Below are 20,801 nucleotides of genomic sequence, written 5' to 3' on the forward strand. Positions count from 1 at the left end.
ATGTTAACTTAAAGATTTTTTGAATAGATTATTACCCACAAAACAAATGATAAAAGGTACATGTCTAAATTGAGGTGAGAGTATGGTTAATCAATATGATGTCATTATTGTCGGTGGAGGAATTGCTGGTTTACAGGCTGCGATTCAACTTGGAAGATATAAACATAAAATCGCCGTCATTGATTCAAATGACGGTCGTTCAACAATTTGTAGAAACTACCACAACATCTTAGGCTGGCCAAATGGAGTCAGTGGAGAAACATTAAGAAATCTAGGGAAAATGCATGCTGAACGTTACGGTGTTTCATTTATTCAAAATGAAGTAGTAAAAATTGAAAAAAACCATGATGTTTTTCATATCTATTGTCGAGGTGGCGATGTATATTTAGCAAAACGGTTACTGCTTGCAACTGGCGTAAAGGACAATATTCCTTCCATTGAAAATATTTATAAATGCCTTGGTCTAACCGTCTATGTATGTCCTGATTGTGACGGTTATGAAGTGGTTGATAAGCATGTCATCGTGATCGGTTCTGGTAAAACCGGAGCGAATATGGCCTTTACGTTAACCTATTTTACAAGAGATATTACTTTCATCAATCATGACTGGAGTAACCTTGACTATGAAGTGAATGTGATGTTTGACCAAAAGGGGATTATTCATATTCAAGATGAAACGGATGAGATTTTGCTTGATGAAAAAACTTCTGATTTTATCGGGGTACGCTTGAAAAGTGGAAAAATCATTGAGGGAGAACGTGGTTTCTTAGGGTTTGGGGGAAACGAGGTCAGGTCAGATCTGGCTACCCTACTCGGTATTGAACGTCTAGAAAATAAACATATCATTGTAGATCCACGAACCAAAATGACGAATATTGAGCATGTGTGGGCTGCTGGAGATATCGCGGTCCATTCCGAGCAAACTACAATCGCCATGGGGGATGGAATGCAGGCAGCTATTTGGATACATAAAAGCCTTTTGGATGAAAAAACCTCCGAATAACGAAATTATCATTCTTTACATACATATAATGTAATAATAGGCTTTTTAAGTGTTAAAACGCTTACAATTTTTAAAGAATTTGGGGATTGATACGCAGGTGTTTATGTGTTTATGAAGGGGATTACGATTAGTATTTAGTGTTGTTATGCTTTTCATAAAGCATATGAAAAGGATTATGGTTAAAAATTTAGTTCTGTTATCCCTTTCATCGAACCTATGAAAGGCAACACGATTAAGATTCTCATTTTTTTGCCCTTCATTTAACTGGACACTACCTCTCGCATCAAGATCGACCCGCAAAACTAGTAAACGTGTAGACTACCTAGATTTTACACATCATGATCACAAACAAAACTAGGAAAACATGTACCGACCGTAATCAAAACAAGGAGCAACCAGCATATTAAAAAAGCACTGCAACACCATTTTGGCGAGGAGGGTTCGTAATGGACGAAACCCGCTTGATAAAACCTTTATTGGATAAGGATTATCCGATGATTAGCCATGGGGATGGGATTTATTTATATGATACAAACGGAAAAAGATACACCGACGGCTCATCAGGGGCCATCACGGCAAGTATCGGCCATGGTGTCAAAGAAATCATTGAAGAAATCGAAAAGCAGGCACACAAAATATCATTTGTATACAGGTCACAATTCACAAGTGAGCCCGCTGAACAATTAGCCAAAAAACTTAGTGACCTAGCAAAAGGCGGTGAATACTGGTCTTTTTTTGTGAACAGCGGTTCTGAGGCAACGGAGACTGCAATGAAAATCGCGATTCAATATTGGCAGGAAAAAGGGATTAAAGGAAAAAACAAAATTTTATCCCGCTGGATGAGTTATCACGGAATCACGATCGGAGCGCTTTCAATGTCCGGACATACCGGCAGAAGAGCTCGCTTCGTTCCTTTATTAGAGGATTACCCAACCATTAAGCCACCATATTGTTTTCGCTGCCCGTTTAATACCACATATCCGTCCTGCAACCATATGTGTGCAACAGAGTTAGAACAAGCAATCAACCGAATTGGAGCGGAACATATAGCAGCCTTTATCGCTGAACCGATTATTGGAGCAGCGGGTGGGGCGATTGTCCCGCCTGAAGGCTATTATCAAGTTATTAAAGAAATCTGTGAAAAACATCAAATTTTATTTATCGCCGACGAGGTCATGACCGGGATGGGGCGTACCGGTAAAATGTTTGCCCTTGAACATTGGGATACTGAGGCAGACATCATTGCCCTCGGTAAAGGGATGAGCGCAGGCTACACGCCGGTTGCCGCAACGCTCGTCAGTGAAAAGGTGATGGAACCTATACAAAAGGGGTCAAAGCTCATCATGAGTGGACACACCTATAGTGCAAACCCTCAATCTGCAGCAGTTGCTTTAGCGGTCGTTGATTACATTGAATCTCATCAACTCGTTGAAAAATCTGAGAAACAAGGAATATATCTCATTAGGAAACTACAAGAATTACAAATAAATCATTCAATTATTGGGGATGTTCGCGGAAAAGGACTGATGTGTGGGATTGAGTTTGTCTCAGACATGATCACGAAGTTTCCTTTTAAAAAGGAAATTGATTTAACATCACTTGTTGTTGCTCAAGGACAGAATAATGGTCTCCTATTATATCCAGCTGCTGCTGGGATTGAAGGTGTTGGTGGTGATGCCATCCTTGTTGCCCCACCATTAACAATTACAAGAAATCAAATCGATGAGCTAATCGAGCTCCTCGATCAAACTTTAAAAGATGTGGAAATGGAACTAAGGAATAAAGGTGTTATATCAGCCTAATTTGGAGGTGTCATAGATTGATTGAAAATCGCTACAATAAGATTTCAACTCTAGAAGAGGCACTCGGACGTATCAATGACGGAACAACCGTAATGTTTGGAGGCTTTGGTGGGATTGGAAGCCCCCCGACACTAATTGATGGATTACTTGAGAAAAATGTCAGAGATTTGACCTTGATTGGAAATGACACAGGTTTTCCAAACATTGGAATTGGAAAACTCGTAAGCCGCGGTCATGCAAAAAAATGCATTGTATCCCATATTGGTTCAAACCCGGTTGCAGGACAATTAATGACAGAAGGAAAAATGGAAATTGAATTTTCCCCACAAGGGACACTAGCGGAACGAATTCGTGCGGGTGGAGTAGGGCTTGGTGGTATTTTAGTAGATGTCGGAATTGATAATGAAATTGTATCAAAAGGGAAACAAATCATTCACGTTGATGGTACGGATTATCTTTTAGAAAAGCCACTAACTGCCGAGGTTTCCATTATTTTTGCGAAAAAGGCGGATCCATTTGGAAACCTCGTCTATGACAAAAGTGCCCGAAATATGAATCCGCTAGTGGCAATGGCAGGTAAATTCACGATAGCCGAGGTTGAAGAAATTGTGCCACTTTCTGAACTTGACCCCGAGGAAATCGTGACGCCTGGAATTTATGTCGATATGATCATCGAAAGTAGAGGGGTGAATTGGAAATGGGTATGGGAGTAGATATTCGTAACGAAATTGCGAAGAGAGCAGCCCAAGAGATTAAGGATGGAATGATTGTAAATCTTGGAATTGGGATTCCTTCCCTCGTTCCAAATCACCTACCTGCTGGCATAAATGTCATGATCCATGCAGAAAACGGAATTTTAGGGATTGGTCCAAGCCCAGAAAAGGGAAAGGAGAACGAAAACCTTTGTAATGCTGCTGGATATCCAGTAACAACTGCAACCGGTTCCTCCTACTTTGATAGTTCAATTGCCTTTGGCATGATCCGTCGCGGGTATATTGATATTACCATTTTAGGCTCACTTCAGGTCAGTGAAAAAGGTGACCTCGCAAACTGGATTGTTCCAGGAAAACGTGTTCCAGGTATGGGCGGAGCGATGGAATTAGCGCAAAAAGCAAAGAAAGTCATTGTCTTAATGAATCATATCGACAAGCATGGAAACTCCAAGATTGTCAAGGAATGTAGCCTTCCACTCACCTCGAAAAGCTGTGTCAATCTCATCATCACTGATATGGCTGTGATTGAGGTGAAGGAGGACGGACTTCATTTACTTGAAGTTATGGCTCCTTTTACAGTCGAAGATGTCGTCAAAAATACAAGTGCCGAATTGCAACTTTTCTAAGGGAGGAGAAGTGTGTGAGTGACAATAACGCGAATGTGAAAAAGTGGATACAAGAAAACAAGAGTAAGGGGATACGTCTTTTAAAAAAGCTCGTTCAAGAACCAAGTCTACAAGGGAATGAACGATCCTCGCAGGCAATCATTATAGAAAAATGCCGCCAGCTGGGTATGGAAATTGATATCTGGGAACCAAATGGTGCAGAACTGCTAAAGCATCCTTATTTTGTGTCACCTCGATCCACTTTTCTGGATAGCCCCAATGTTGTCGGTGTCCTAAAAGGGACAGGTGGTGGGAAATCCCTTCTCTTAAATGGTCATATTGATGTCGTTCCAGAAGGCGATATTACACAATGGGAGATGGATCCATATTCTGCTGAAGTGAAAGATGGAAAATTATATGGGCGAGGCTCTACTGATATGAAGGGTGGAAATGTGGCACTCCTTTTAGCGATCCAAGCCATCAAGGATTCAGGTATTCAATTAAAAGGAGATGTTATCTTTCAAAGTGTGATCGAAGAGGAGAGTGGTGGCGCTGGTACCCTAGCGACTATTTTAAGAGGATATAAAGCAGATGGTGCGATTATCCCGGAACCGACAAATATGAAGATTTTTCCTAAACAACAAGGATCCTTGTGGTTTAAAATTGATATTTATGGTCGAATTGCACATGGCGGCACAAGGTATGAGGGGGTTAGTGCGATTGAAAAAGCGATGACTGTTGTCAATCATCTGTTAAAGCTGGAAATGATTCGCAATGGTGCAATCAATGACCCTTTGTATAAAAATACACCCATTCCTGTTCCAATTAATATTGGGAAAATTCAAGGAGGAACATGGCCATCCTCTGTTCCGGACGTTGTCACAATCGAAGGTCGAATGGGAGTTGCACCTGAGGAAACAATCGACCACGCCAAATCTGAAATGCAACAATGGCTTGCAGAATTAGACGAGATTGATAAATGGTTCGAGGAACATCCAGTTGAACTTGAATGGTTTGGGGCACGATGGGTACCAGGCACGATTGAACCCGACCATGAGCTAATGAATCTTTTAAAAAATAGTTTTAAACAGGTAAAAGGGAAAGAACCCATTATCGAAGCATCCCCGTGGGGTACAGATGGTGGGCTGTTAACAGCGGTAGGCAAAATCCCAACAATCGTCTTTGGTCCGGGAACAACTGAGGTTGCCCATTATCCAAATGAATATATAGAACTTGAGAGAATGTTTGAAACGGCAGAAATTATAGCTCATACGATTTTAGCATGGTGTGAAGTTTCAGAAGATTAATGATATGATTATAGAAAAGATTTTGAGGAGGTTTGATGTTGTCGGGTCAGAAGTATAGTGAACAAAAACAAGTAAACGACGCTACATATCAAGCAAGCATCGTCATAGATTATTTTAATCGCAGGTTGCGAGTATTAGAATACCGTGGAAATCTCTTTTCACTTTTAGATGAGGTTCACCTTATTGCCGTAGAGCATTCCTTTGAAAAAATCATTTGTATGGCAAAAAGAGAGGACCTACATTGTTTTATGGCTCACGGTTACATGATCGAAGCGATGGTCCCAAAATATTTTAATGGCAGTGATGCCTATTTTGTTACGAAATATTTTTCAAATGAAAGAAGAAACAGTGAAAAATGGATGGAAGAAGAAAAAATAATCACTGACATCTTACGCAATCCACAGCAAACCAAGCAAACAGACACCGACTTTATAATCCGCAAAGCAACGCCGAAAGACGCAGGGCAACTAGCCGCATTATATAATACTGTGTTTCAAATCTATCCAACACCATTAAACAACCCAGACTATATTGAGCAAGTGATGAAGGAATCGACCATTTTTTATGTAGTCGAAGATAACGGAACGATTATAAGTGCTGCCTCAGCCGAAGTGAACCCTACCTTTTACAATGCAGAACTCACCGACTGTGCGACGCTGGATGCATATCGAAAACATGGTTTAATGAAAAAGCTTTTAGTTCAACTTGAAAAAGAGCTGATGAATAATGGAATCTATTGTGCCTACTCGATTGCGAGGGCGCTTTCATATGGTATGAATAAAAGCTTCTACCAGTTAGGATACACGTATACTGGCAGACTCACTAACAATTGTTATATTTTTGATAAGATTGAAGATATGAATGTGTGGGTAAAAAATTTAACTAAGAAATAATTGGCCGAATTTTCGGCATCAAACGCCGGAATTTCATCATCCGATTAGGAGGTGGAGATGGTGCAAATCGGGGAAGAACTCGTCATCGCCATTTTAGATAGCATAGATGAAGCCATTCATGTTGTTAATGAGGAAGGAATCACCATCTTCTATAATCAGGTCGCAGCAGAGCACGATGGGCTTAGCCGCGAGGAGGTTCTGGGAAAGCATCTTCTTGAGGTCTTTCCCTCATTAAATGAAGACTCTAGTACTCTATTAAAAGTTATTCGCACAAAACAGCCGATTTTTCATCTCCCCCAAACCTATAAAAATAAATGGGGAAAGCTGATTGATACAGTGAATACGACCCTTCCGATTAAAATAAACGGTACCTTCATTGGAGCTGTCGAGATTGGAAAGGATTACTCTAAAATCAAAGATTTATCTAATAAATTAATGGACCTTCAATCAAAGGTTCGGGGTGTATCAAAAAAACCGAATGAAATTTACGGAGCTAAATACACCTTTCATGACATCCTGACGAAAAATGAGCACTTCAATCTTGTGAAGCAACAAGCAACTAAGGTTGCCAACTCTTCATCAACCGTATTGGTGTATGGGGAGACTGGCACAGGAAAAGAGTTACTTGTTCAAGCGATTCATAATGAATCAGCACGAAGGCAGGCACCATTTATTGCTCAAAACTGTGCGGCCTTACCTGAAAGCTTGTTAGAGAGCATTTTATTTGGAACCGTAAAAGGCAGTTATACAGGTGCGATCGACCGTGCCGGGTTATTTGAAATTGCCCATGGTGGAACACTCTTTTTAGACGAAATCAATTCAATGCCACTCGAACTCCAATCACGATTACTTCGTGTACTTGAAGATGGAATGGTACGCAGAATTGGTAGCCCAAAAGCCTTTCAAGTGGATGTCCGAGTGATTGTAGCATTAAATAAATATCCCTCGGAGTGTGTGATGGCGGGGGAATTACGGCCGGATTTGTATTACCGATTAAATGTTTTTTCACTTGAGATTCCACCATTACGCGAACGAATTGGAGATATCCCTTATTTAGTTGATTATTTTATCGGAATTTATAACCATAGCTTTCAAAAAAATGTGTCGAAAGTGGACGATGAGGTATTAGACCTTTTCGTACGGTATAAGTGGCCGGGAAATGTTCGTGAGTTAAAGCATATTATCGAGCATGCGATGATCATGGCAGAAGGTGAGAACTTGACCAAGAAATTACTACCAAATCATCTTGTCGATTCACAGGCGATAGTCTCATCACCTCCGTTAAGACCACTGCGAGAAGCCGTAAAAGAAACAGAAAACACTTTAATTGAAGCTGCAATGAAAAAATCAGGTGGGAATATCAACAAAGCCGCCAAACTACTTGAGATCCCCCGTCAAACCTTGCAGTACAAATTGCAAAAAAAGAAATTTTAATCGTTTTCTCCTCTCTGCTTTATGAGTTGGCATGCAACTTGCATGTTAATTAAGGTAGGGAGGAGATTTTTTATGCAGATGAACTTATATAAGCCTAAGCGTCATTGGAAAGATATTGAATTATGGAAGGATGTAACAGAGGAGCAATGGAATGATTGGATTTGGCAATTAACCAATACCATTCGTACAATTGATGATTTACGTAAGGTGATTAAGCTTACTCCAGAGGAAGAAGAGGGTGTCTTAATTTCGACAAAGACGATTCCTTTAAATATTACGCCGTATTATGCTTCGTTAATGAATCCAGATGACCCACGCTGTCCAATTCGGATGCAGTCAGTGCCAATTGGAAAGGAAATCTATAAAACAAAATACGATTTAGAGGATCCACTTGAAGAAGACGAAGATTCTCCAGTCGCTGGTCTGACCCACCGTTACCCTGACCGCGTCCTCTTTTTAGTAACAAACCAATGTTCGATGTATTGCCGCTATTGTACGAGAAGACGATTTTCCGGCCAAATCGGCATGGGGGTGCCGAAAAAACAGCTTGATGCTGCAATCGGCTATATCGCCAACACACCTGAAGTACGTGATGTACTTATTTCTGGTGGTGACGGTCTACTGATCAACGACAACATACTTGAGTATATTTTGAAAAATTTACGGGAGATTCCACATGTCGAAATCATTCGAATTGGCACAAGAGCACCTGTCGTATTTCCGCAGCGAATTACAGAAAATCTGTGCAATATTTTAAAGAAATATCACCCTGTTTGGCTGAATACCCACTTCAATACATCATTGGAAATTACAGAGGAAGCGAAAAAAGCGTGTGAGATGCTAGTGAATGCGGGTGTTCCAGTCGGTAACCAATCCGTAATATTGGCAGGTATTAACGACAGCGTCGAAATCATGAAAAAGCTGATGCATGATTTAGTGAAGATTAGAGTTCGGCCTTACTATATTTACCAATGTGATTTATCTGAAGGCATCGGGCACTTTAGAGCGCCTGTTTCAAAGGGCTTGGAAATCATTGAGGGTCTTCGCGGACACACATCAGGATATGCTGTACCGACATTCGTAGTTGATGCACCCGGTGGGGGTGGAAAAATTGCCTTACAGCCGAATTATCTTCTTTCACAAAGTCCTGACAAAGTGGTCCTTCGTAACTTTGAAGGAGTCATTACAACATATCCTGAGCCAGAAAACTATGTGCCTGGTCGAGCCGATGCATACTTTACTGAGCATTACGGATCGCTAGAAGATAAAAAATCAACAGCTGGAATTGCCGGTTTACTGGGCGAAGGCTTCAACCTTGTCCCAGAAGGAATTAACCGGATTTCGCGCAGAAAAAAATACAATGAAGATCCATCTCACAGTACATTAAAGGATAAACGAGAAAAACGGGATGAATTGAAAGAGAAAAAATTTCAATCCACTTTGAAAAAAATGCAGGGAAATAAGGGAGAAGAGGCATCAAGCTAAAGATAGGAGGTTAAATCTTTGAAATGTATGTGGTGTGAATCGGAAAAAGCACGTGAAGCAACAAATAGTGTGTTTTGGGAGCTTCCAGATGGAACACGTGCCATTGAAATTACAGAAATACCTAGTGTTAGGTGTGAAGCTTGTGGTATGGAATATCAAGAAGAAGACATCATTAATGAAATCGAAGACCAACTCATGCTGATTGATACAAAAAAACTTTCAAAAGCCATTCAATACAAGGAACTCATGAAGATTCCACGATTTTTGAAACATAATTACTTTCGTTTTTAGTTGACAGGACAACATAACGTGATAAAATGACAAAAAAATGGTTCGAGAGAGTAGGATGTGGTTGTCATGGGGAAGTCATTTTATCACTATATTGTGAAGTTTCGTGCGGCGAAAGCGAAAGATGAGATTAGTCAATTTGCAAATGATGTTTATTTAGATCATAGCTTTCCAATTTATTCGAAGGATTACAATGAATTGAGCTCCTATTTAGAGCTAAACGGCCAATATTTAAAAAGTATGTCCATTTTCGATCAAGCCTGGGAGCATTATCAGAACGAAGATTGATTATTGACCACCGCTTTCGGTGGTTTTTTTAGTTTAATTCACTTTTTATTAAATACAATCACTTTCAAAGATTTACTATCAATAACCAAAAATACTGCCGCAGTTTCTATAATGCTGCCACTATCCAAGATTAACTGCCACTAAATAAACGAACAAATATACCTCTAAATCGAACGCTTAACCCCCATAAATTTTAGGCTCGCCAGCCCTTCTTTTTTCTTATCTCACAAGCCCTAATCCTATGCCGTTTTTTAAAAGACTTGCATATACTATCTCACACCCTTCAAATCGACATAAAAGCTAAAGGGATGAGGATATGGATGGTAAAAACAAAAAGCCAAAATATAAAATCGGGGATATCGTCGTTGTAACGTTATATGGAACAGTTGGGTCTGTAACAGATATCCGCAAACTCGATGGAAACTTTCTTTATAAAGTAAATAAAGGCGAAGTATTCTATTCGGAAGCAGCATTAACTTTACTTTCTGAATACAAAGCAAAGTCGATGGAAATCGAAAAAATTGAGATTGAATATAAATATTATTTTGGTGACCTTGTCTTTGTTCAAGGATATGAAGACGATGTATTTAAAATTGTCGGGATACACACGGAAATTTGGAGATACAAAGAGGGTGCTTGGGAGGATGTGATTTACGAATTAGCGCGTGTGACAGATGGTGAGTGGCTCGAAGCGGGAGAGGATGAGCTCACACTACTTGCAGATTTTGATCAAGCAGAAACATTCCTTCAAAAATATTCGCTGAAGTATTTTGTGAAAAAGAAAAACAAAAATGTGGGGATGTATGAAAATATGGATATCTATCGTAAATCAGAAAAGGATCATATGCGTATTAAAAAAGAGAAAAAAGAAATCATCGATGGCTTACTTGATGTGTACAACGACTACAAGATCCTGTACGAAATGTTCCAGGATCAGAAATATAAGGACGTTATGGATTTAGCTTTGAAAAATTTACAAAAATTCAAATCCGGGAAAGGTAACGATTAACTCATGAAGAAAGCTTGCACAAGAACATAAAATAAATAAGGGATCCCTAAAAATAAAATAGTCGAAAATAATCCTTTTGTTACTTTTCCTAATACTTTGTCGAATCCATCTCCGTCAATAAATTCAAGGAATTTATTTGTCTCTTTGATTTCTGCTTGTACTGGGAATTTTACGATAACGGTATGCTTTGTCATGAGAACCCCTCCAATAGGCTTGTCCAATCTTTATATTTCATCCTATGTATGAACATGAGGATTCATGACTAAAAAATAAAATACATACAAAACTGACATAGGTGTTGATTTATAAACATACACCTTAAGTAAAGGGGGCGATCATGCTGAAGGAAATTGAGGTTGTTATTGATACCGAGGAAATTGCAGAGTTTTTCTATAACGAACTTGTCCAAAGGGGATTTGCCCCAGGAGAGGAAGAGCTAGAGGAGCTAGCAGATATTACATTTGAATACTTACTTTATAAATGTGTAATTGACGAGGAAAGAGAAGACTAGTACATATCGGCGGCGGGAATCCCGTCGTTTTTTTATGTCTAAAAATATATTAATGTTTTTTAGAAACATTTTTAGATACTAGCCGTATATTTTTATATCAATATTTAGGGGGAATACGATGTCATTATTCAATAAAATTTTTTCAAGTATTGGAATTGGAAGTGCAAGGGTTGATACGAAACTTTCAACGGATCGATTAAAAGCCGGAGAAAAAGTAACAGGCGTTGTTGAAATAGTGGGTGGAAATATGGAGCAGCAAATTGACGAGATTTATTTGTCTGTCATGACCACATATATCAAAGAATTCAATGACAGAAATATAAACAAGCAAGCAACGATTGAAAAAATGAAAATTGTAGAACCGTTCAGATTGGTAGCAATGAAAGACGTGAAATTCCGTTTTCGATGGTGATTCCACTAGATACGCCAGCAACACTAGGAAATACAAAAGTGTGGATTCATACAGGGTTGGATATTAAAAATGCCATTGATCCATCTGACAAGGATTATATTTCTGTTTCCCCTTCTCCACTAGCAGCAGGTGTATTGAATGCCATTTATGATCTAGGATTTAGCCTTCGTAAGGTGGATTGTGAAGCTGCACCATATCGCCTAAGAAGACGACTTCCATTTGTTCAGGAATTTGAATTTGTCCCAACAACTGGTGCTTACCGTGGAAAATTAGACGAAGTGGAAGTGATGTTCTACCCGCAATCAGATCATAAGCTAGAAGTTTTCATGCAGGTGGATAGACGTGCGCGAGGTTTAAGTAGCCTTATTGCAGAAGCAATGGATATGGATGAATCTTTTGTTAATTTCAATGTGACAACAGATGAACTTCCAACAATAAAATCAAAAATAAATCAAATTATTAGCTGTTATAGTTAAGGATAAAGGGCGCCCAAACTATGGACGCCTTTATACATTTACTCATTATGCCCTGGACCGTTTTTACGACCACCTGCAGCAGAAAATTCTTTTCCATGTGCAATTTGTTCAGCTTCTATTGCTTCAGGTGGTGTATGATTGTTTTTCTTAGGTGCATTTATACGGTTACGATTTTTTTTACCCATTAGGATCCCTCCACTTATTTAGGTTGCATAAATCCTTCTTTTGCTTTTTTTGATGTATTAGGTGGATTACCAACACCTTTTGTAGTGTCAGTAGCATTTGCATAGTCAACAGCTTGTCGCAATTTTTTGCTCATTTTTTCTTTAGCCACGTATGAACCCCCCTTAGGAATTATTACAACCATAGCTTTCCCCATAATTTTGCGTTCATGACTATTTTTAAGTAGAATGTATTTGTGGTAAGATAGAAAAAGTGCAAGATTTTACATAGGAGGAACATGAATGAGTACACATATCGGTGCTAAGCAAGGGGATATCGCTGAAACGATATTATTACCAGGGGACCCATTGCGTGCAAAATATATTGCAGAAAACTTTTTAGAAAATGTTACATGTTACAATGAAGTGCGAGGTATGCTCGGATTTACCGGTACATATAAAGGAAAGCGAGTATCTGTGCAAGGGACTGGAATGGGTGTTCCATCCATCTCTATATACATACATGAACTAATGAACGAATACGGTGTTCAAAACCTAATTCGCGTTGGTACATGCGGTGCGATCCAGAAAGATGTGAAAGTACGTGATGTTATTTTAGCGATGACATCATCAACGAATTCTCAGATGAACCGTATCAACTTTGGAACAGTTGATTATGCGCCAACAGCTTCGTTTGATTTACTAAAAAGGGCGTATGATGTAGGTACTGAAAAAGGGCTAAACCTAAAAGTAGGAAATGTCTTCACAAGTGACGTATTTTACAACGAAAATGCAGAATTAGAAAAATGGGCACAATATGGCATTCTTGCTATTGAAATGGAAACAACTGCACTATACACATTAGCAGCGAAGTTTGGTCGAAACGCATTATCCGTATTAACGGTTAGCGATCATATATTAACTGGAGAAGAAACAACAGCAGAAGAACGACAAACAACATTTAATGATATGATCGAGGTTGCTCTAGAAGCAGCATTAAAAGAGTAAAGGTAAGGGGAAAAGATTTCGAGTTTCGAGATTTTTTCCTCTTTTATTAAGGTGATGAGTGATGAGAAATCGTATTATTAAATATGGCGTAATGCTTGCAATTGTCCTGTTTGTCGTTTTTTTCGGTTCAAAAATCTTTTCTCCATCTGAGTCTTATACTGATACCGACGAAGCTGTTAAGAGCCAACTGATTGTAAACGGCTTCAAAATAGACGGGATTACGTTTTATGGGAGTCAGGTACTCGCCATACTAGAAGAAAAGGGTGAAAAAAAACTTTATATTGGAGACCGCAATCAATCCTTCATTGAAAATGTGAAACCATGGGAGGATTATCAACTGCCAAATAAACCTGATAGTACCTATCAAGGGGTTGAAGTAAATCCTGATTCCCACCTGATGTATTTGTATGGAAAAAAGAAAGATGGTAGTAATTTCATGGAAATCATTAATATTGCGACAAAGGAAACTGTTTCTGAAATTCCTTTTGAGAATACAGCAAAAATCAGCAATATTAAATTCAAAAATGGGTACATGGAAGGGATGTTGTACGCAAAAACGAATTTCGAGAAACAAAATGCGGATATCATTTTTAATACAACAGAATTAAATTCTCATATGGATTTGCTTACCGTAGAGCTTCCATCCAAAAAAGCGACACTCGATTGGGTCGATGCCAATCCTGAACTTGAACAAATTGTTTATACCATTAAGGATCATGGAAAGGTTTCGGCATATGTTCATGACCTAACAACGAATGAAACGACACAATTAAAAAAAGTAAATGGCGATAAGTTTTTATTCGATGGTGAACAACTTATTGGGTTCAAGTCAAAAAAGGACAAGCTCGCGATTAAAGTCTACGAATTCAAGCATTCAGATTCGGCTGATGCGCAACAATCTGAAGCATATGATATCGTCATAAAAAATGGAATCGTCCTTGATCCAGATAAAGAGACTCTTAAAATTGGATATCATGTTGGTATTAAGGATGATAAAATTGCTACGGTCACAAAAGCAACCATTCAAGGGGAAACCGAAATAGATGCGTATCAAAAAATCGTGAGCCCTGGTTTTATTGATATGCTCTCGTTCAATCCAAGTCCGATGGGAGCGAAATATAAAATTGGTGACGGGGTCACGACGAACTTATCGATGCACGGATGTACTGTTGATTTCAATGGTTTTTTTAATCAATATAGCAAATACCCTACATCTGTAAACTATGGCGGTGCGTTGTATGCGGTCAGATTGCGCTATGAGGCTGGTCTTGGTAATCATGGCACACCGACACAAGAACAAATTGACTATATGGTAAATCGTGCTCGTGAGGAAATAAAAAAGGGGGCACTCTCAGTTGCGTTTAGCCCTGAGTATTATCCTGGAACTACTCCGGAAGAGATCAAAGCTATCATGAAAGTAGCAAAGGAATATGGGCTGGTTACTCATTTTCATGGAAGACATTCAAGTCTAACGGGAGAGCACACGAGTATTGATTCTGTAAAAGAAGTTCTCGGGTATGCAAGGGAGCTCGATGCCCCTGTCCATTTCATGCATCTTCATAGTACAGGTGGAACGGGTGCGATGGAAGAGGCCCTTGCGCTAATTGAAGAAGCTCGTTCTGAAGGTTATCAGGTCACATATGATGTTTACCCATATGATTCTTGGGCGACAAATATTTCGTTTGAACGTATGGCTGGAGACTGGCAATCACGTTTTGGCATTACTTATTCTGATATTCAGGTTGCTGGAACAACCGAGCGACTTACGGCTGAAACATTTCCGATCTATCGAAAAAAAGGTGGCATCGTAATTGTCGATGCGATGGAAGAAAAAGAGCTCATTCAAGCACTTCAAGTTGACCACAGTATGATTGGAAGTGATGCAATTATGGATAATGAGTTTAATCATCCAAGAGGAGCTGGAACCTTTTCGAGGTTTATTGGCCGATATATCCGTGACCTTGATGTTGTACCACTTATGGAAGGTATGAAAAAAATAACAATTCATTCCGCAAGGCAGCTCGAGGATATTGCTCCAGCGATGGCAACACGAGGAAGACTTCATGAAGGTGCCACGGCTGATATAACGGTTTTTGATTATCATAAAATCACGGATACAGCAACAGCTGAAAAACCAGCTTCTTTATCAAAAGGCGTTGAATATGTAATCGTATCTGGACAAATCGCGAAAGATGATACCGGGGTACTAACAAACGTTAAAAATGGACAACCGATCATTGGCGTTTTTGAATAAGCAGACTCTTTTTACTAATATTTACAGCCTTATTCTCCTCCAAAACGCAAATACTTCTAATGAGGTGATTTATCATGAATCATGAGAAGGATTATGATCGAGATCATGACCGTGAGGATGTTCTCACAGACTTAGCATTGAAGGAAATTTTGGAAACTGCATACACAGCAGAAACGGAATTGATGAGACGCTATTTGATTACCTCTGAACGTATTTCTAACGATAATGAGCTTAAAGTAAGACTTGCCAATTTCGCTGAAGGGAATGCAAAGCGAACAAAACAACTTCAAAATGAAATAGAAAAATTACACTAAATACCTAGCCACGAAGGATTTCCCTTCGTGGCTTTTTTTTATTGTTTAGGAAATTATAATATTTATCATTGTGGATAACTTTTATTGGATCTATTCACGTCCAGCTCCAGCGCCTAGCCCCTCGAGGTCATAAGCCAATCGCTTCGGAAGGCAAGAAGCGCCTTCTGTCAGCGCTCGTCTTATGCTTGTCGGGGCTAATCAAGGCACTTGCGCTTTTGTTCCTCGATTCTTCCAAAATCAAACGACACTATTTTTAACGGCATTGCTGTCAGTGGCATCAGGGTCAAAAACAGCAGCAACTGGAACATTCGTCAGAGAAAAGTCACCATTTTGTTCCCCAAATGCTTGATTTCGTTTGTACGTTACAAACTGATCGACGAGTTGCATGGAACCCATATTGGCAACAGACCCATTGTCGATGGTGTTAATTTTAAATCCGAGCACATTAACAACCATTGGTGTGATTAAAACCATAAAAGCACTCCTTTTTCCTTTTGTTGGTGTACTTAAATAACACTTGATTTATTAGACAAACTGTCTAGAACATCTGTATCCCATACCTCTGAAAAGGACATCAAATTTTGCTGTAAGTCACCGTTTTTCTCGCCCACTCCCTGGTTTCGCTTGTAGGATACAAACTGATCAAGATGTTGGCTAGGCCCAAGATTAACGACAGCCCCGTTATCTACAGAATTTATCTTTATCCCTCCTACATTAAGATTCACTGGAGAAAATAGCATCCGATCACATCCTTACAGTTTTGGCAGATTGGCAGCTTCAAAAGAAGAGTTTGAATCCAGTTGATCACGGTCATCGACAAAGCTTCTTGTGCCAAAAAAGTCGCTTCCATCCCCCATGTTTTGACCAAAACCCATATTTTTCTTGTCCGAGTTATGCCATTCAGCTAAAAGGTTTTGACCCACATTGATAGCCGAGGCATTTTCAAATGAATTTACTTTAATAATATGAATATTTATATTGATGTAAGGAACTGGTCCAGCCATAGTAGCCATCCTTTCTAATCTAATTTGATCTTCGTATTATCGATTAATTTTTTGGGAGTTAGAATCACTGGGCTCATTGTCAATCACACAACTTGTACTGAAAATTTTTCGACTTTCATCTGAAAGTTGCTGACCAAAACCTTGATTTTTCTTTCCTGTGACACTTCGATTTTGTTTGATCGTTGAACCAAAAGAAACAGCCCCTAAATGATCAACATTATTTAGTTTTATATTCTTTATATTTATATTGACTGGTAAAAAAGACATACGGACATGATCCTTTCTCTTATGATAGTTATAGATATGGCAGCAAAACAGAAATTATGTTAACCAATTTTTATGAATGGAATTTAGAAATAGGTAATAGGATTAATTAGAAGGAATTGATTTTTGATTTTGAATAGAAGGCAAGGAGGATCCATCATGGATATGAATAAAATACTGCAATGGATGGATTTGGCCAAAAAATATCAAACTACTGATTTTTGGAAAGACATATTTGACCAGTCCTCCTTTGAAGATTTGATGAAAGCTCAGGCGGGTGAGGGAACAGCCAGCCCGTTTGAACCTAGACGTGATAAAAATTTTCCACCAACTGATATTTATATGACGGATAGTGATGTTTTACTCATCGCTGAATTACCTGGATATCAAAAACATGATATTCGTTTGTCTGTATCTGGGACAAACCTTTTATTAAAAGGAAATAGCAATCTAGTTCATCCTGGACAACCGTTGCAGCAGGAAAGATTTAATGGTCCCTTTGAGCGAAGCATTCAACTCCCTGAAGCCACCTTCCCAGATCAGATCCGGGCAACTTTTAGGAATGGACTACTTTTGATAACCTATAAAAGACAATTTAGGAATGAAGAATACGTCCCGATTGATTAATATGAAAATAAGAGTGAGGAAGAAAATAAATGCCGATTAAAGGGATATTCAATCAAAAAGGTCCAAGAGAACCGAATATCAATGATCTGGATAAATTGAATTTACGAATGAACGCACTGGAAGTCCAAATAAAAAAATTATTGGACTTTGAAAAGCAACTGCGGCTTTCCACTTATAACTCCAAGGGGAAACCTCCTGCGTCGAAACATGAAGACAAAAAAAATAGTACAATCCAAGAATTAGTTCCATTCATAGAGAAGATGATTTCAGAAAAGCTTGCGTCTTATGAACAAAGAGAAGAAAAATTGCAGAAAAAAATTCAACAGTTAGAAAGTCAAATGGTAGTTATAATGAAAAGTGAAAATGAAATGTCAAAAAGGAATGAAGGTCAAGAAACAGTTATAGATCCAAGAATCAGCGTGCATCTAGATTCCTTGGAATCTAAACTACTTTCGTTAGAACAAAATTTTGAATGGATGCACGAAGAACAAAAGATAATAGTGAAACAAGTAGGGGAACAACAACAGCAAACTTGTGAATGTGCTGATAATCCTATTGATGCAGCTGAGTCAACAGAAGTTCCCTTTCAACCCGTCTATATAGACAAGCTATATGTAGATAAATATGAACAGAATAACAATTTTGCACAACTCGGTATTAATAGTCTAAGCGGCACACTAAATATCGGAGCAACTTATGGAAGTGTACCTCAACAAATAAATGCTCAGATGAAAAAAGATTTTGAAAAAATAAAAGCCGCAAAGGAAGAAATGCAAAATCCGAAAAGTCAAGATGAATCTCACCATCAAGAAGAAGTAGAACCATCCTCTGAAGTTGAGAATCCCCAACAACAAGAATCCTACACAGAAATTGAGATAGAAGAAGATTGAAGCAAACCCGCCCAAAAATTTTAAAACACTAGATGAATATGCGTACATGAAACCTTTAAATTAGCTCAAGCTAATGTAAAAGGTGGTGCACCTATGCCTGAGTTGCCCGAAATGGAAACGTATAAAAACCTCCTCCAACTAAAACTTGCAGGACATACAATTAAAGACGTCGAGGTAAACCGTGAAAAGTCGATTAATAGCTCAGTTGCCGATTTTAAAAGAGAACTTATTGACAATAAAATTACCCACATTCATCGAAGGGGAAAGCATCTCATTTTTAAACTTGCTAGCGGTAAAGCACTCCTGCTACACCTCATGTTGGGTGGATTAATGTACATTGAATCAGATGACGATATCATTTCAAGGACAAAGCAAGTTATTCTTAGCTTCGGCTCACACAGGCTTACATTTATCGGACTCCGATTAGGCTACTTACATCTCCTAACTTCAAAAGAAGTGGAAGAAGAATTTGCAGACCTTGGTCCAGAGCCACTTGAGCCAAGTTTTACAGTCCAGACTTTTCAACAATTAACAGTAAATAAAAAGGGAAAACTAAAGTCAACACTAGTTGATCAACAATTTATCGCTGGAATCGGAAATCGATATTCTGATGAGATTTGCTTTGCTGCTGGTCTGTTACCAACCCGTAAACTAGACTCACTAGATCAATCTCAGATTCTAAAGTTGCATTCATCAATTCGTTCTGTTTTAGAGGAGGGAATTCGCTATGGTGGATACATCGATTTGCCACTTTTTAAAGGAGATCAACTTACAGGAGGTTTTGGAGGGAAATTTAAAGTGCATGATCGAGAAGGGGAGCCATGTATCCGATGTGGTTCGGTGATTGTGAAGAAAGATGTGTCATCTCGTAAAACTTTTTTTTGTGCAAATTGCCAAATCTAAAAATTATACTTGATTATCAGGACGATTAATGGCTATTCTATAGGAGAATGAATATTAGAAAGAGGGATAAACATGGCAGAAAAAACTTTTACCATTACAAGTGATGCTGGCTTACATGCTAGACCAGCTACAAAGCTCGTACATAAAGCAAGTCAATATCAATCAGAAATTACACTAAGCTTTAACGGAAAATCTGTAAATCTTAAATCAATTATGGGTGTAATGTCTTTAGGCGTACCAAAAGGTTCTCAAATTGTGGTACAAGCTGAAGGAAATGATGCAGATGCTGCATTAGAAGGAATTGAATCTGTATTAAAAGAAGAAAATTTAGGTGAATAATCTAAAGTAGAAAAACAACCATCTGTTCGGATGGTTGTTTTCTATTATGCAGTTTCTTCGTCATCATTTTTAGATAATACCAATGCCCCATGACGGATTAAGTATTGAAAATGAGAGATCGGGAAGACACCTTTTTGCTTTGATTCAAGCTCTATTCGAACAGATGATTGATTTATTTCAACAACTCTTAACGTTTTTGCTTCGCATAAGTTCGGAATGAATTTTGATGTAATGCCAAATTCCATATTATTAACAAGTTCAAGGTTTTCTCTTGCCAATTTGTTCACCACCTTCTCCATATAGGTAATATAACCAATAAAAAGAAAATCATACCAGATATACTATGAATTGCAACTTATTTCATTTTTTAATTCGCATTATTGGAATTTTATTGATTTAAAAGGTAATATTTAAATAGGATTAATTTATTTAGAGTTTGGAGGATTCACATTTGAAACCGATAAAGAAAGAAGAAATACAGGAATTAATTAACCGTTTTGCCAATCAAAACGTTTATATTCACCTTGAAACCACAAACGGTGCATACGCTGTTCATTCAGGTGCTCGAAAAACATCAGCAGGTGCATTTATTCGAAATGCCCTTGTTACGTATACAGAAGGAAAAATCGTCGGAAATGACCCATACCGTGTAGGACTTAAGATGGACCTAGGCTGGATTTATGCGGAAGGACTAACAGATTGGGAGTTTGACGAGAAGGATCGATTATTACTCGCTGGACATGATGAAGAAGGTAAGCTAGCTGTCGCTCTTCAAATCAGCAGCACCCCATTCTAGGACAACTGTAAAAGG

Annotated in this window: 28 protein-coding genes and 1 pseudogene; 21 read left to right on the forward strand and 8 right to left on the reverse strand. The window is 38.6% G+C overall.

Going from position 1 to position 20,801, the window contains the following annotated elements:
• Window positions 1–82 precede the first annotated feature (82 nt).
• The 11 genes from RGU12_RS00830 (at window position 83) to yodN (ending at window position 10,827) form a co-directional block, all read left to right on the forward strand.
• Window positions 83–1,003 carry an NAD(P)/FAD-dependent oxidoreductase gene (locus tag RGU12_RS00830; protein WP_309534370.1) on the forward strand — a complete coding sequence of 307 codons (921 nt, stop codon included), beginning with the start codon at window positions 83–85 and terminating at the stop codon, window positions 1,001–1,003.
• Between the two features lie 446 nt (window positions 1,004–1,449).
• Window positions 1,450–2,805, forward strand: a complete 1,356-nt coding sequence (locus RGU12_RS00835; protein ID WP_309534371.1) for an aspartate aminotransferase family protein — start codon at window positions 1,450–1,452, stop codon at window positions 2,803–2,805.
• A 20-nt stretch (window positions 2,806–2,825) separates the two neighbouring features.
• Complete coding sequence (locus RGU12_RS00840; RefSeq protein WP_309536247.1) at window positions 2,826–3,518, forward strand: CoA transferase subunit A; 693 nt, start codon at window positions 2,826–2,828, stop codon at window positions 3,516–3,518.
• Entirely contained in the window at window positions 3,503–4,144 is a 642-nt protein-coding gene (locus RGU12_RS00845; RefSeq protein WP_309534372.1) for a 3-oxoacid CoA-transferase subunit B, read from the forward strand. Before RGU12_RS00840 ends, RGU12_RS00845 begins: the two co-directional genes overlap by 16 nt.
• A 35-nt stretch (window positions 4,145–4,179) precedes the next feature.
• Window positions 4,180–5,430, forward strand: coding sequence for a peptidase (locus RGU12_RS00850; protein WP_396232332.1), 1,251 nt, complete (start codon window positions 4,180–4,182; stop codon window positions 5,428–5,430).
• Between the two features lie 38 nt (window positions 5,431–5,468).
• A complete protein-coding gene (ablB, locus tag RGU12_RS00855) occupies window positions 5,469–6,323 on the forward strand; it encodes a putative beta-lysine N-acetyltransferase (protein ID WP_309534374.1) in 855 nt (284 codons plus the stop codon).
• 57 nt (window positions 6,324–6,380) lie between these two features.
• Window positions 6,381–7,757 carry a sigma-54 interaction domain-containing protein gene (locus tag RGU12_RS00860; protein ID WP_309534375.1) on the forward strand — a complete coding sequence of 459 codons (1,377 nt, stop codon included), beginning with the start codon at window positions 6,381–6,383 and terminating at the stop codon, window positions 7,755–7,757.
• 72 nt (window positions 7,758–7,829) lie between these two features.
• A complete protein-coding gene (kamA, locus tag RGU12_RS00865; RefSeq protein WP_309534376.1) occupies window positions 7,830–9,242 on the forward strand; it encodes a lysine 2,3-aminomutase in 1,413 nt (470 codons plus the stop codon).
• An 18-nt stretch (window positions 9,243–9,260) separates the two neighbouring features.
• A complete protein-coding gene (locus RGU12_RS00870) occupies window positions 9,261–9,533 on the forward strand; it encodes a YokU family protein (RefSeq protein WP_309534377.1) in 273 nt (90 codons plus the stop codon).
• A gap of 66 nt (window positions 9,534–9,599) precedes the next feature.
• Window positions 9,600–9,818 carry a YozE family protein gene (locus RGU12_RS00875; RefSeq protein WP_116350273.1) on the forward strand — a complete coding sequence of 73 codons (219 nt, stop codon included), beginning with the start codon at window positions 9,600–9,602 and terminating at the stop codon, window positions 9,816–9,818.
• Between the two features lie 316 nt (window positions 9,819–10,134).
• Window positions 10,135–10,827, forward strand: coding sequence for a germination protein YodN (gene yodN, locus RGU12_RS00880; RefSeq protein WP_309534378.1), 693 nt, complete (start codon window positions 10,135–10,137; stop codon window positions 10,825–10,827).
• Here the strand turns inward: yodN and RGU12_RS00885 are convergent.
• The gene (locus RGU12_RS00885; RefSeq protein ID WP_309534379.1) at window positions 10,824–11,021 is read right to left on the reverse strand and encodes a hypothetical protein; all 198 of its coding nucleotides are present in this window, start codon (window positions 11,019–11,021) and stop codon (window positions 10,824–10,826) included. The two genes, yodN and RGU12_RS00885, sit on opposite strands and share 4 nt — an antisense overlap.
• Before the next feature lie 146 nt (window positions 11,022–11,167).
• On the opposite strand from RGU12_RS00885, the gene RGU12_RS00890 reads away from it, so the two are divergent.
• Both RGU12_RS00890 and RGU12_RS00895 read left to right on the forward strand, forming a co-directional pair.
• Complete coding sequence (locus RGU12_RS00890) at window positions 11,168–11,338, forward strand: YozD family protein (protein WP_116350842.1); 171 nt, start codon at window positions 11,168–11,170, stop codon at window positions 11,336–11,338.
• Window positions 11,339–11,456: 118 nt separating this feature from the next.
• Window positions 11,457–12,226 (forward strand): annotated as a pseudogene (locus tag RGU12_RS00895) (sporulation protein).
• Window positions 12,227–12,264: 38 nt separating this feature from the next.
• On the opposite strand, the gene yoyE reads toward RGU12_RS00895, so the two are convergent.
• Together yoyE and RGU12_RS00905 are read right to left on the reverse strand one after the other, a co-directional pair.
• A complete protein-coding gene (gene yoyE, locus RGU12_RS00900; protein WP_010281467.1) occupies window positions 12,265–12,411 on the reverse strand; it encodes a protein YoyE in 147 nt (48 codons plus the stop codon).
• Window positions 12,412–12,425: 14 nt separating this feature from the next.
• A complete protein-coding gene (locus tag RGU12_RS00905) occupies window positions 12,426–12,560 on the reverse strand; it encodes a hypothetical protein (RefSeq protein WP_309534380.1) in 135 nt (44 codons plus the stop codon).
• A gap of 130 nt (window positions 12,561–12,690) precedes the next feature.
• Here RGU12_RS00905 and deoD point away from each other — a divergent pair, with 130 nt between their 5' ends.
• From deoD to RGU12_RS00920, 3 genes are all read left to right on the forward strand, one after another.
• Window positions 12,691–13,395, forward strand: coding sequence for a purine-nucleoside phosphorylase (gene deoD / locus RGU12_RS00910; protein ID WP_309534381.1), 705 nt, complete (start codon window positions 12,691–12,693; stop codon window positions 13,393–13,395).
• Between the two features lie 61 nt (window positions 13,396–13,456).
• A complete protein-coding gene (locus tag RGU12_RS00915; protein ID WP_309534382.1) occupies window positions 13,457–15,649 on the forward strand; it encodes an amidohydrolase family protein in 2,193 nt (730 codons plus the stop codon).
• A gap of 74 nt (window positions 15,650–15,723) precedes the next feature.
• Window positions 15,724–15,963 (forward strand): hypothetical protein, encoded by a 240-nt coding sequence (locus RGU12_RS00920; protein ID WP_309534383.1) that lies wholly within the window; start codon window positions 15,724–15,726, stop codon window positions 15,961–15,963.
• 237 nt (window positions 15,964–16,200) lie between these two features.
• Here the strand turns inward: RGU12_RS00920 and RGU12_RS00925 are convergent, their stop codons facing one another.
• The 4 genes from RGU12_RS00925 to RGU12_RS00940 are packed head-to-tail and all read right to left on the reverse strand — an operon-like array spanning window position 16,201 to window position 17,234.
• A complete protein-coding gene (locus RGU12_RS00925; protein WP_116350280.1) occupies window positions 16,201–16,437 on the reverse strand; it encodes a hypothetical protein in 237 nt (78 codons plus the stop codon).
• A gap of 32 nt (window positions 16,438–16,469) precedes the next feature.
• The gene (locus RGU12_RS00930; RefSeq protein WP_309534384.1) at window positions 16,470–16,703 is read right to left on the reverse strand and encodes a spore germination protein; all 234 of its coding nucleotides are present in this window, start codon (window positions 16,701–16,703) and stop codon (window positions 16,470–16,472) included.
• Between the two features lie 12 nt (window positions 16,704–16,715).
• Window positions 16,716–16,967: a hypothetical protein gene (locus tag RGU12_RS00935; RefSeq protein WP_116350282.1), complete on the reverse strand. Its 252-nt coding sequence runs from the start codon at window positions 16,965–16,967 to the stop codon at window positions 16,716–16,718.
• Window positions 16,968–17,003: 36 nt separating this feature from the next.
• Window positions 17,004–17,234 carry a hypothetical protein gene (locus tag RGU12_RS00940; RefSeq protein ID WP_309534385.1) on the reverse strand — a complete coding sequence of 77 codons (231 nt, stop codon included), beginning with the start codon at window positions 17,232–17,234 and terminating at the stop codon, window positions 17,004–17,006.
• A 156-nt stretch (window positions 17,235–17,390) separates the two neighbouring features.
• Between RGU12_RS00940 and RGU12_RS00945 the strand changes: the two genes are divergently transcribed.
• The 4 genes from RGU12_RS00945 (at window position 17,391) to RGU12_RS00960 (ending at window position 19,990) form a co-directional block, all read left to right on the forward strand.
• The gene (locus RGU12_RS00945) at window positions 17,391–17,858 is read left to right on the forward strand and encodes an Hsp20/alpha crystallin family protein (RefSeq protein WP_309534386.1); all 468 of its coding nucleotides are present in this window, start codon (window positions 17,391–17,393) and stop codon (window positions 17,856–17,858) included.
• A gap of 29 nt (window positions 17,859–17,887) precedes the next feature.
• Window positions 17,888–18,748, forward strand: a complete 861-nt coding sequence (locus RGU12_RS00950) for a hypothetical protein (RefSeq protein WP_309534387.1) — start codon at window positions 17,888–17,890, stop codon at window positions 18,746–18,748.
• Between the two features lie 93 nt (window positions 18,749–18,841).
• Complete coding sequence (gene mutM, locus RGU12_RS00955) at window positions 18,842–19,651, forward strand: DNA-formamidopyrimidine glycosylase (protein WP_309534388.1); 810 nt, start codon at window positions 18,842–18,844, stop codon at window positions 19,649–19,651.
• A gap of 72 nt (window positions 19,652–19,723) precedes the next feature.
• Entirely contained in the window at window positions 19,724–19,990 is a 267-nt protein-coding gene (locus RGU12_RS00960; RefSeq protein WP_116350287.1) for a phosphocarrier protein HPr, read from the forward strand.
• A 44-nt stretch (window positions 19,991–20,034) separates the two neighbouring features.
• Here RGU12_RS00960 and RGU12_RS00965 read toward each other — a convergent pair whose 3' ends face one another.
• Window positions 20,035–20,268 (reverse strand): hypothetical protein, encoded by a 234-nt coding sequence (locus RGU12_RS00965; RefSeq protein ID WP_116350288.1) that lies wholly within the window; start codon window positions 20,266–20,268, stop codon window positions 20,035–20,037.
• 173 nt (window positions 20,269–20,441) lie between these two features.
• Between RGU12_RS00965 and RGU12_RS00970 the strand changes: the two genes are divergently transcribed.
• A complete protein-coding gene (locus RGU12_RS00970) occupies window positions 20,442–20,786 on the forward strand; it encodes a YojF family protein (RefSeq protein WP_309534389.1) in 345 nt (114 codons plus the stop codon).
• Window positions 20,787–20,801: the final 15 nt, after the last annotated feature.

Source organism: Ferdinandcohnia sp. QZ13 (assembly GCF_031324165.1).
In the GTDB taxonomy this organism is placed as follows: Bacteria; Bacillota; Bacilli; order Bacillales; family Bacillaceae_L; genus Ferdinandcohnia.

Coding starts and splice junctions, on each gene's coding strand:
- RGU12_RS00830 (WP_309534370.1), top strand. CDS start 83: ATGGTTAATCAATATGATGTCATTATTGTCGGTGGAGGAATTGCTGGT.
- RGU12_RS00835 (WP_309534371.1), top strand. CDS start 1,450: ATGGACGAAACCCGCTTGATAAAACCTTTATTGGATAAGGATTATCCG.
- RGU12_RS00845 (WP_309534372.1), top strand. CDS start 3,503: ATGGGTATGGGAGTAGATATTCGTAACGAAATTGCGAAGAGAGCAGCC.
- RGU12_RS00860 (WP_309534375.1), top strand. CDS start 6,381: ATGGTGCAAATCGGGGAAGAACTCGTCATCGCCATTTTAGATAGCATA.
- kamA (WP_309534376.1), top strand. CDS start 7,830: ATGCAGATGAACTTATATAAGCCTAAGCGTCATTGGAAAGATATTGAA.
- RGU12_RS00875 (WP_116350273.1), top strand. CDS start 9,600: ATGGGGAAGTCATTTTATCACTATATTGTGAAGTTTCGTGCGGCGAAA.
- yodN (WP_309534378.1), top strand. CDS start 10,135: ATGGATGGTAAAAACAAAAAGCCAAAATATAAAATCGGGGATATCGTC.
- RGU12_RS00885 (WP_309534379.1), bottom strand. CDS start 11,021: ATGACAAAGCATACCGTTATCGTAAAATTCCCAGTACAAGCAGAAATC.
- yoyE (WP_010281467.1), bottom strand. CDS start 12,411: ATGGGTAAAAAAAATCGTAACCGTATAAATGCACCTAAGAAAAACAAT.
- deoD (WP_309534381.1), top strand. CDS start 12,691: ATGAGTACACATATCGGTGCTAAGCAAGGGGATATCGCTGAAACGATA.
- RGU12_RS00915 (WP_309534382.1), top strand. CDS start 13,457: ATGAGAAATCGTATTATTAAATATGGCGTAATGCTTGCAATTGTCCTG.
- RGU12_RS00920 (WP_309534383.1), top strand. CDS start 15,724: ATGAATCATGAGAAGGATTATGATCGAGATCATGACCGTGAGGATGTT.
- RGU12_RS00925 (WP_116350280.1), bottom strand. CDS start 16,437: ATGGTTTTAATCACACCAATGGTTGTTAATGTGCTCGGATTTAAAATT.
- RGU12_RS00930 (WP_309534384.1), bottom strand. CDS start 16,703: ATGCTATTTTCTCCAGTGAATCTTAATGTAGGAGGGATAAAGATAAAT.
- RGU12_RS00935 (WP_116350282.1), bottom strand. CDS start 16,967: ATGGCTGGACCAGTTCCTTACATCAATATAAATATTCATATTATTAAA.
- RGU12_RS00940 (WP_309534385.1), bottom strand. CDS start 17,234: ATGTCTTTTTTACCAGTCAATATAAATATAAAGAATATAAAACTAAAT.
- RGU12_RS00945 (WP_309534386.1), top strand. CDS start 17,391: ATGGATATGAATAAAATACTGCAATGGATGGATTTGGCCAAAAAATAT.
- RGU12_RS00950 (WP_309534387.1), top strand. CDS start 17,888: ATGCCGATTAAAGGGATATTCAATCAAAAAGGTCCAAGAGAACCGAAT.
- mutM (WP_309534388.1), top strand. CDS start 18,842: ATGCCTGAGTTGCCCGAAATGGAAACGTATAAAAACCTCCTCCAACTA.
- RGU12_RS00960 (WP_116350287.1), top strand. CDS start 19,724: ATGGCAGAAAAAACTTTTACCATTACAAGTGATGCTGGCTTACATGCT.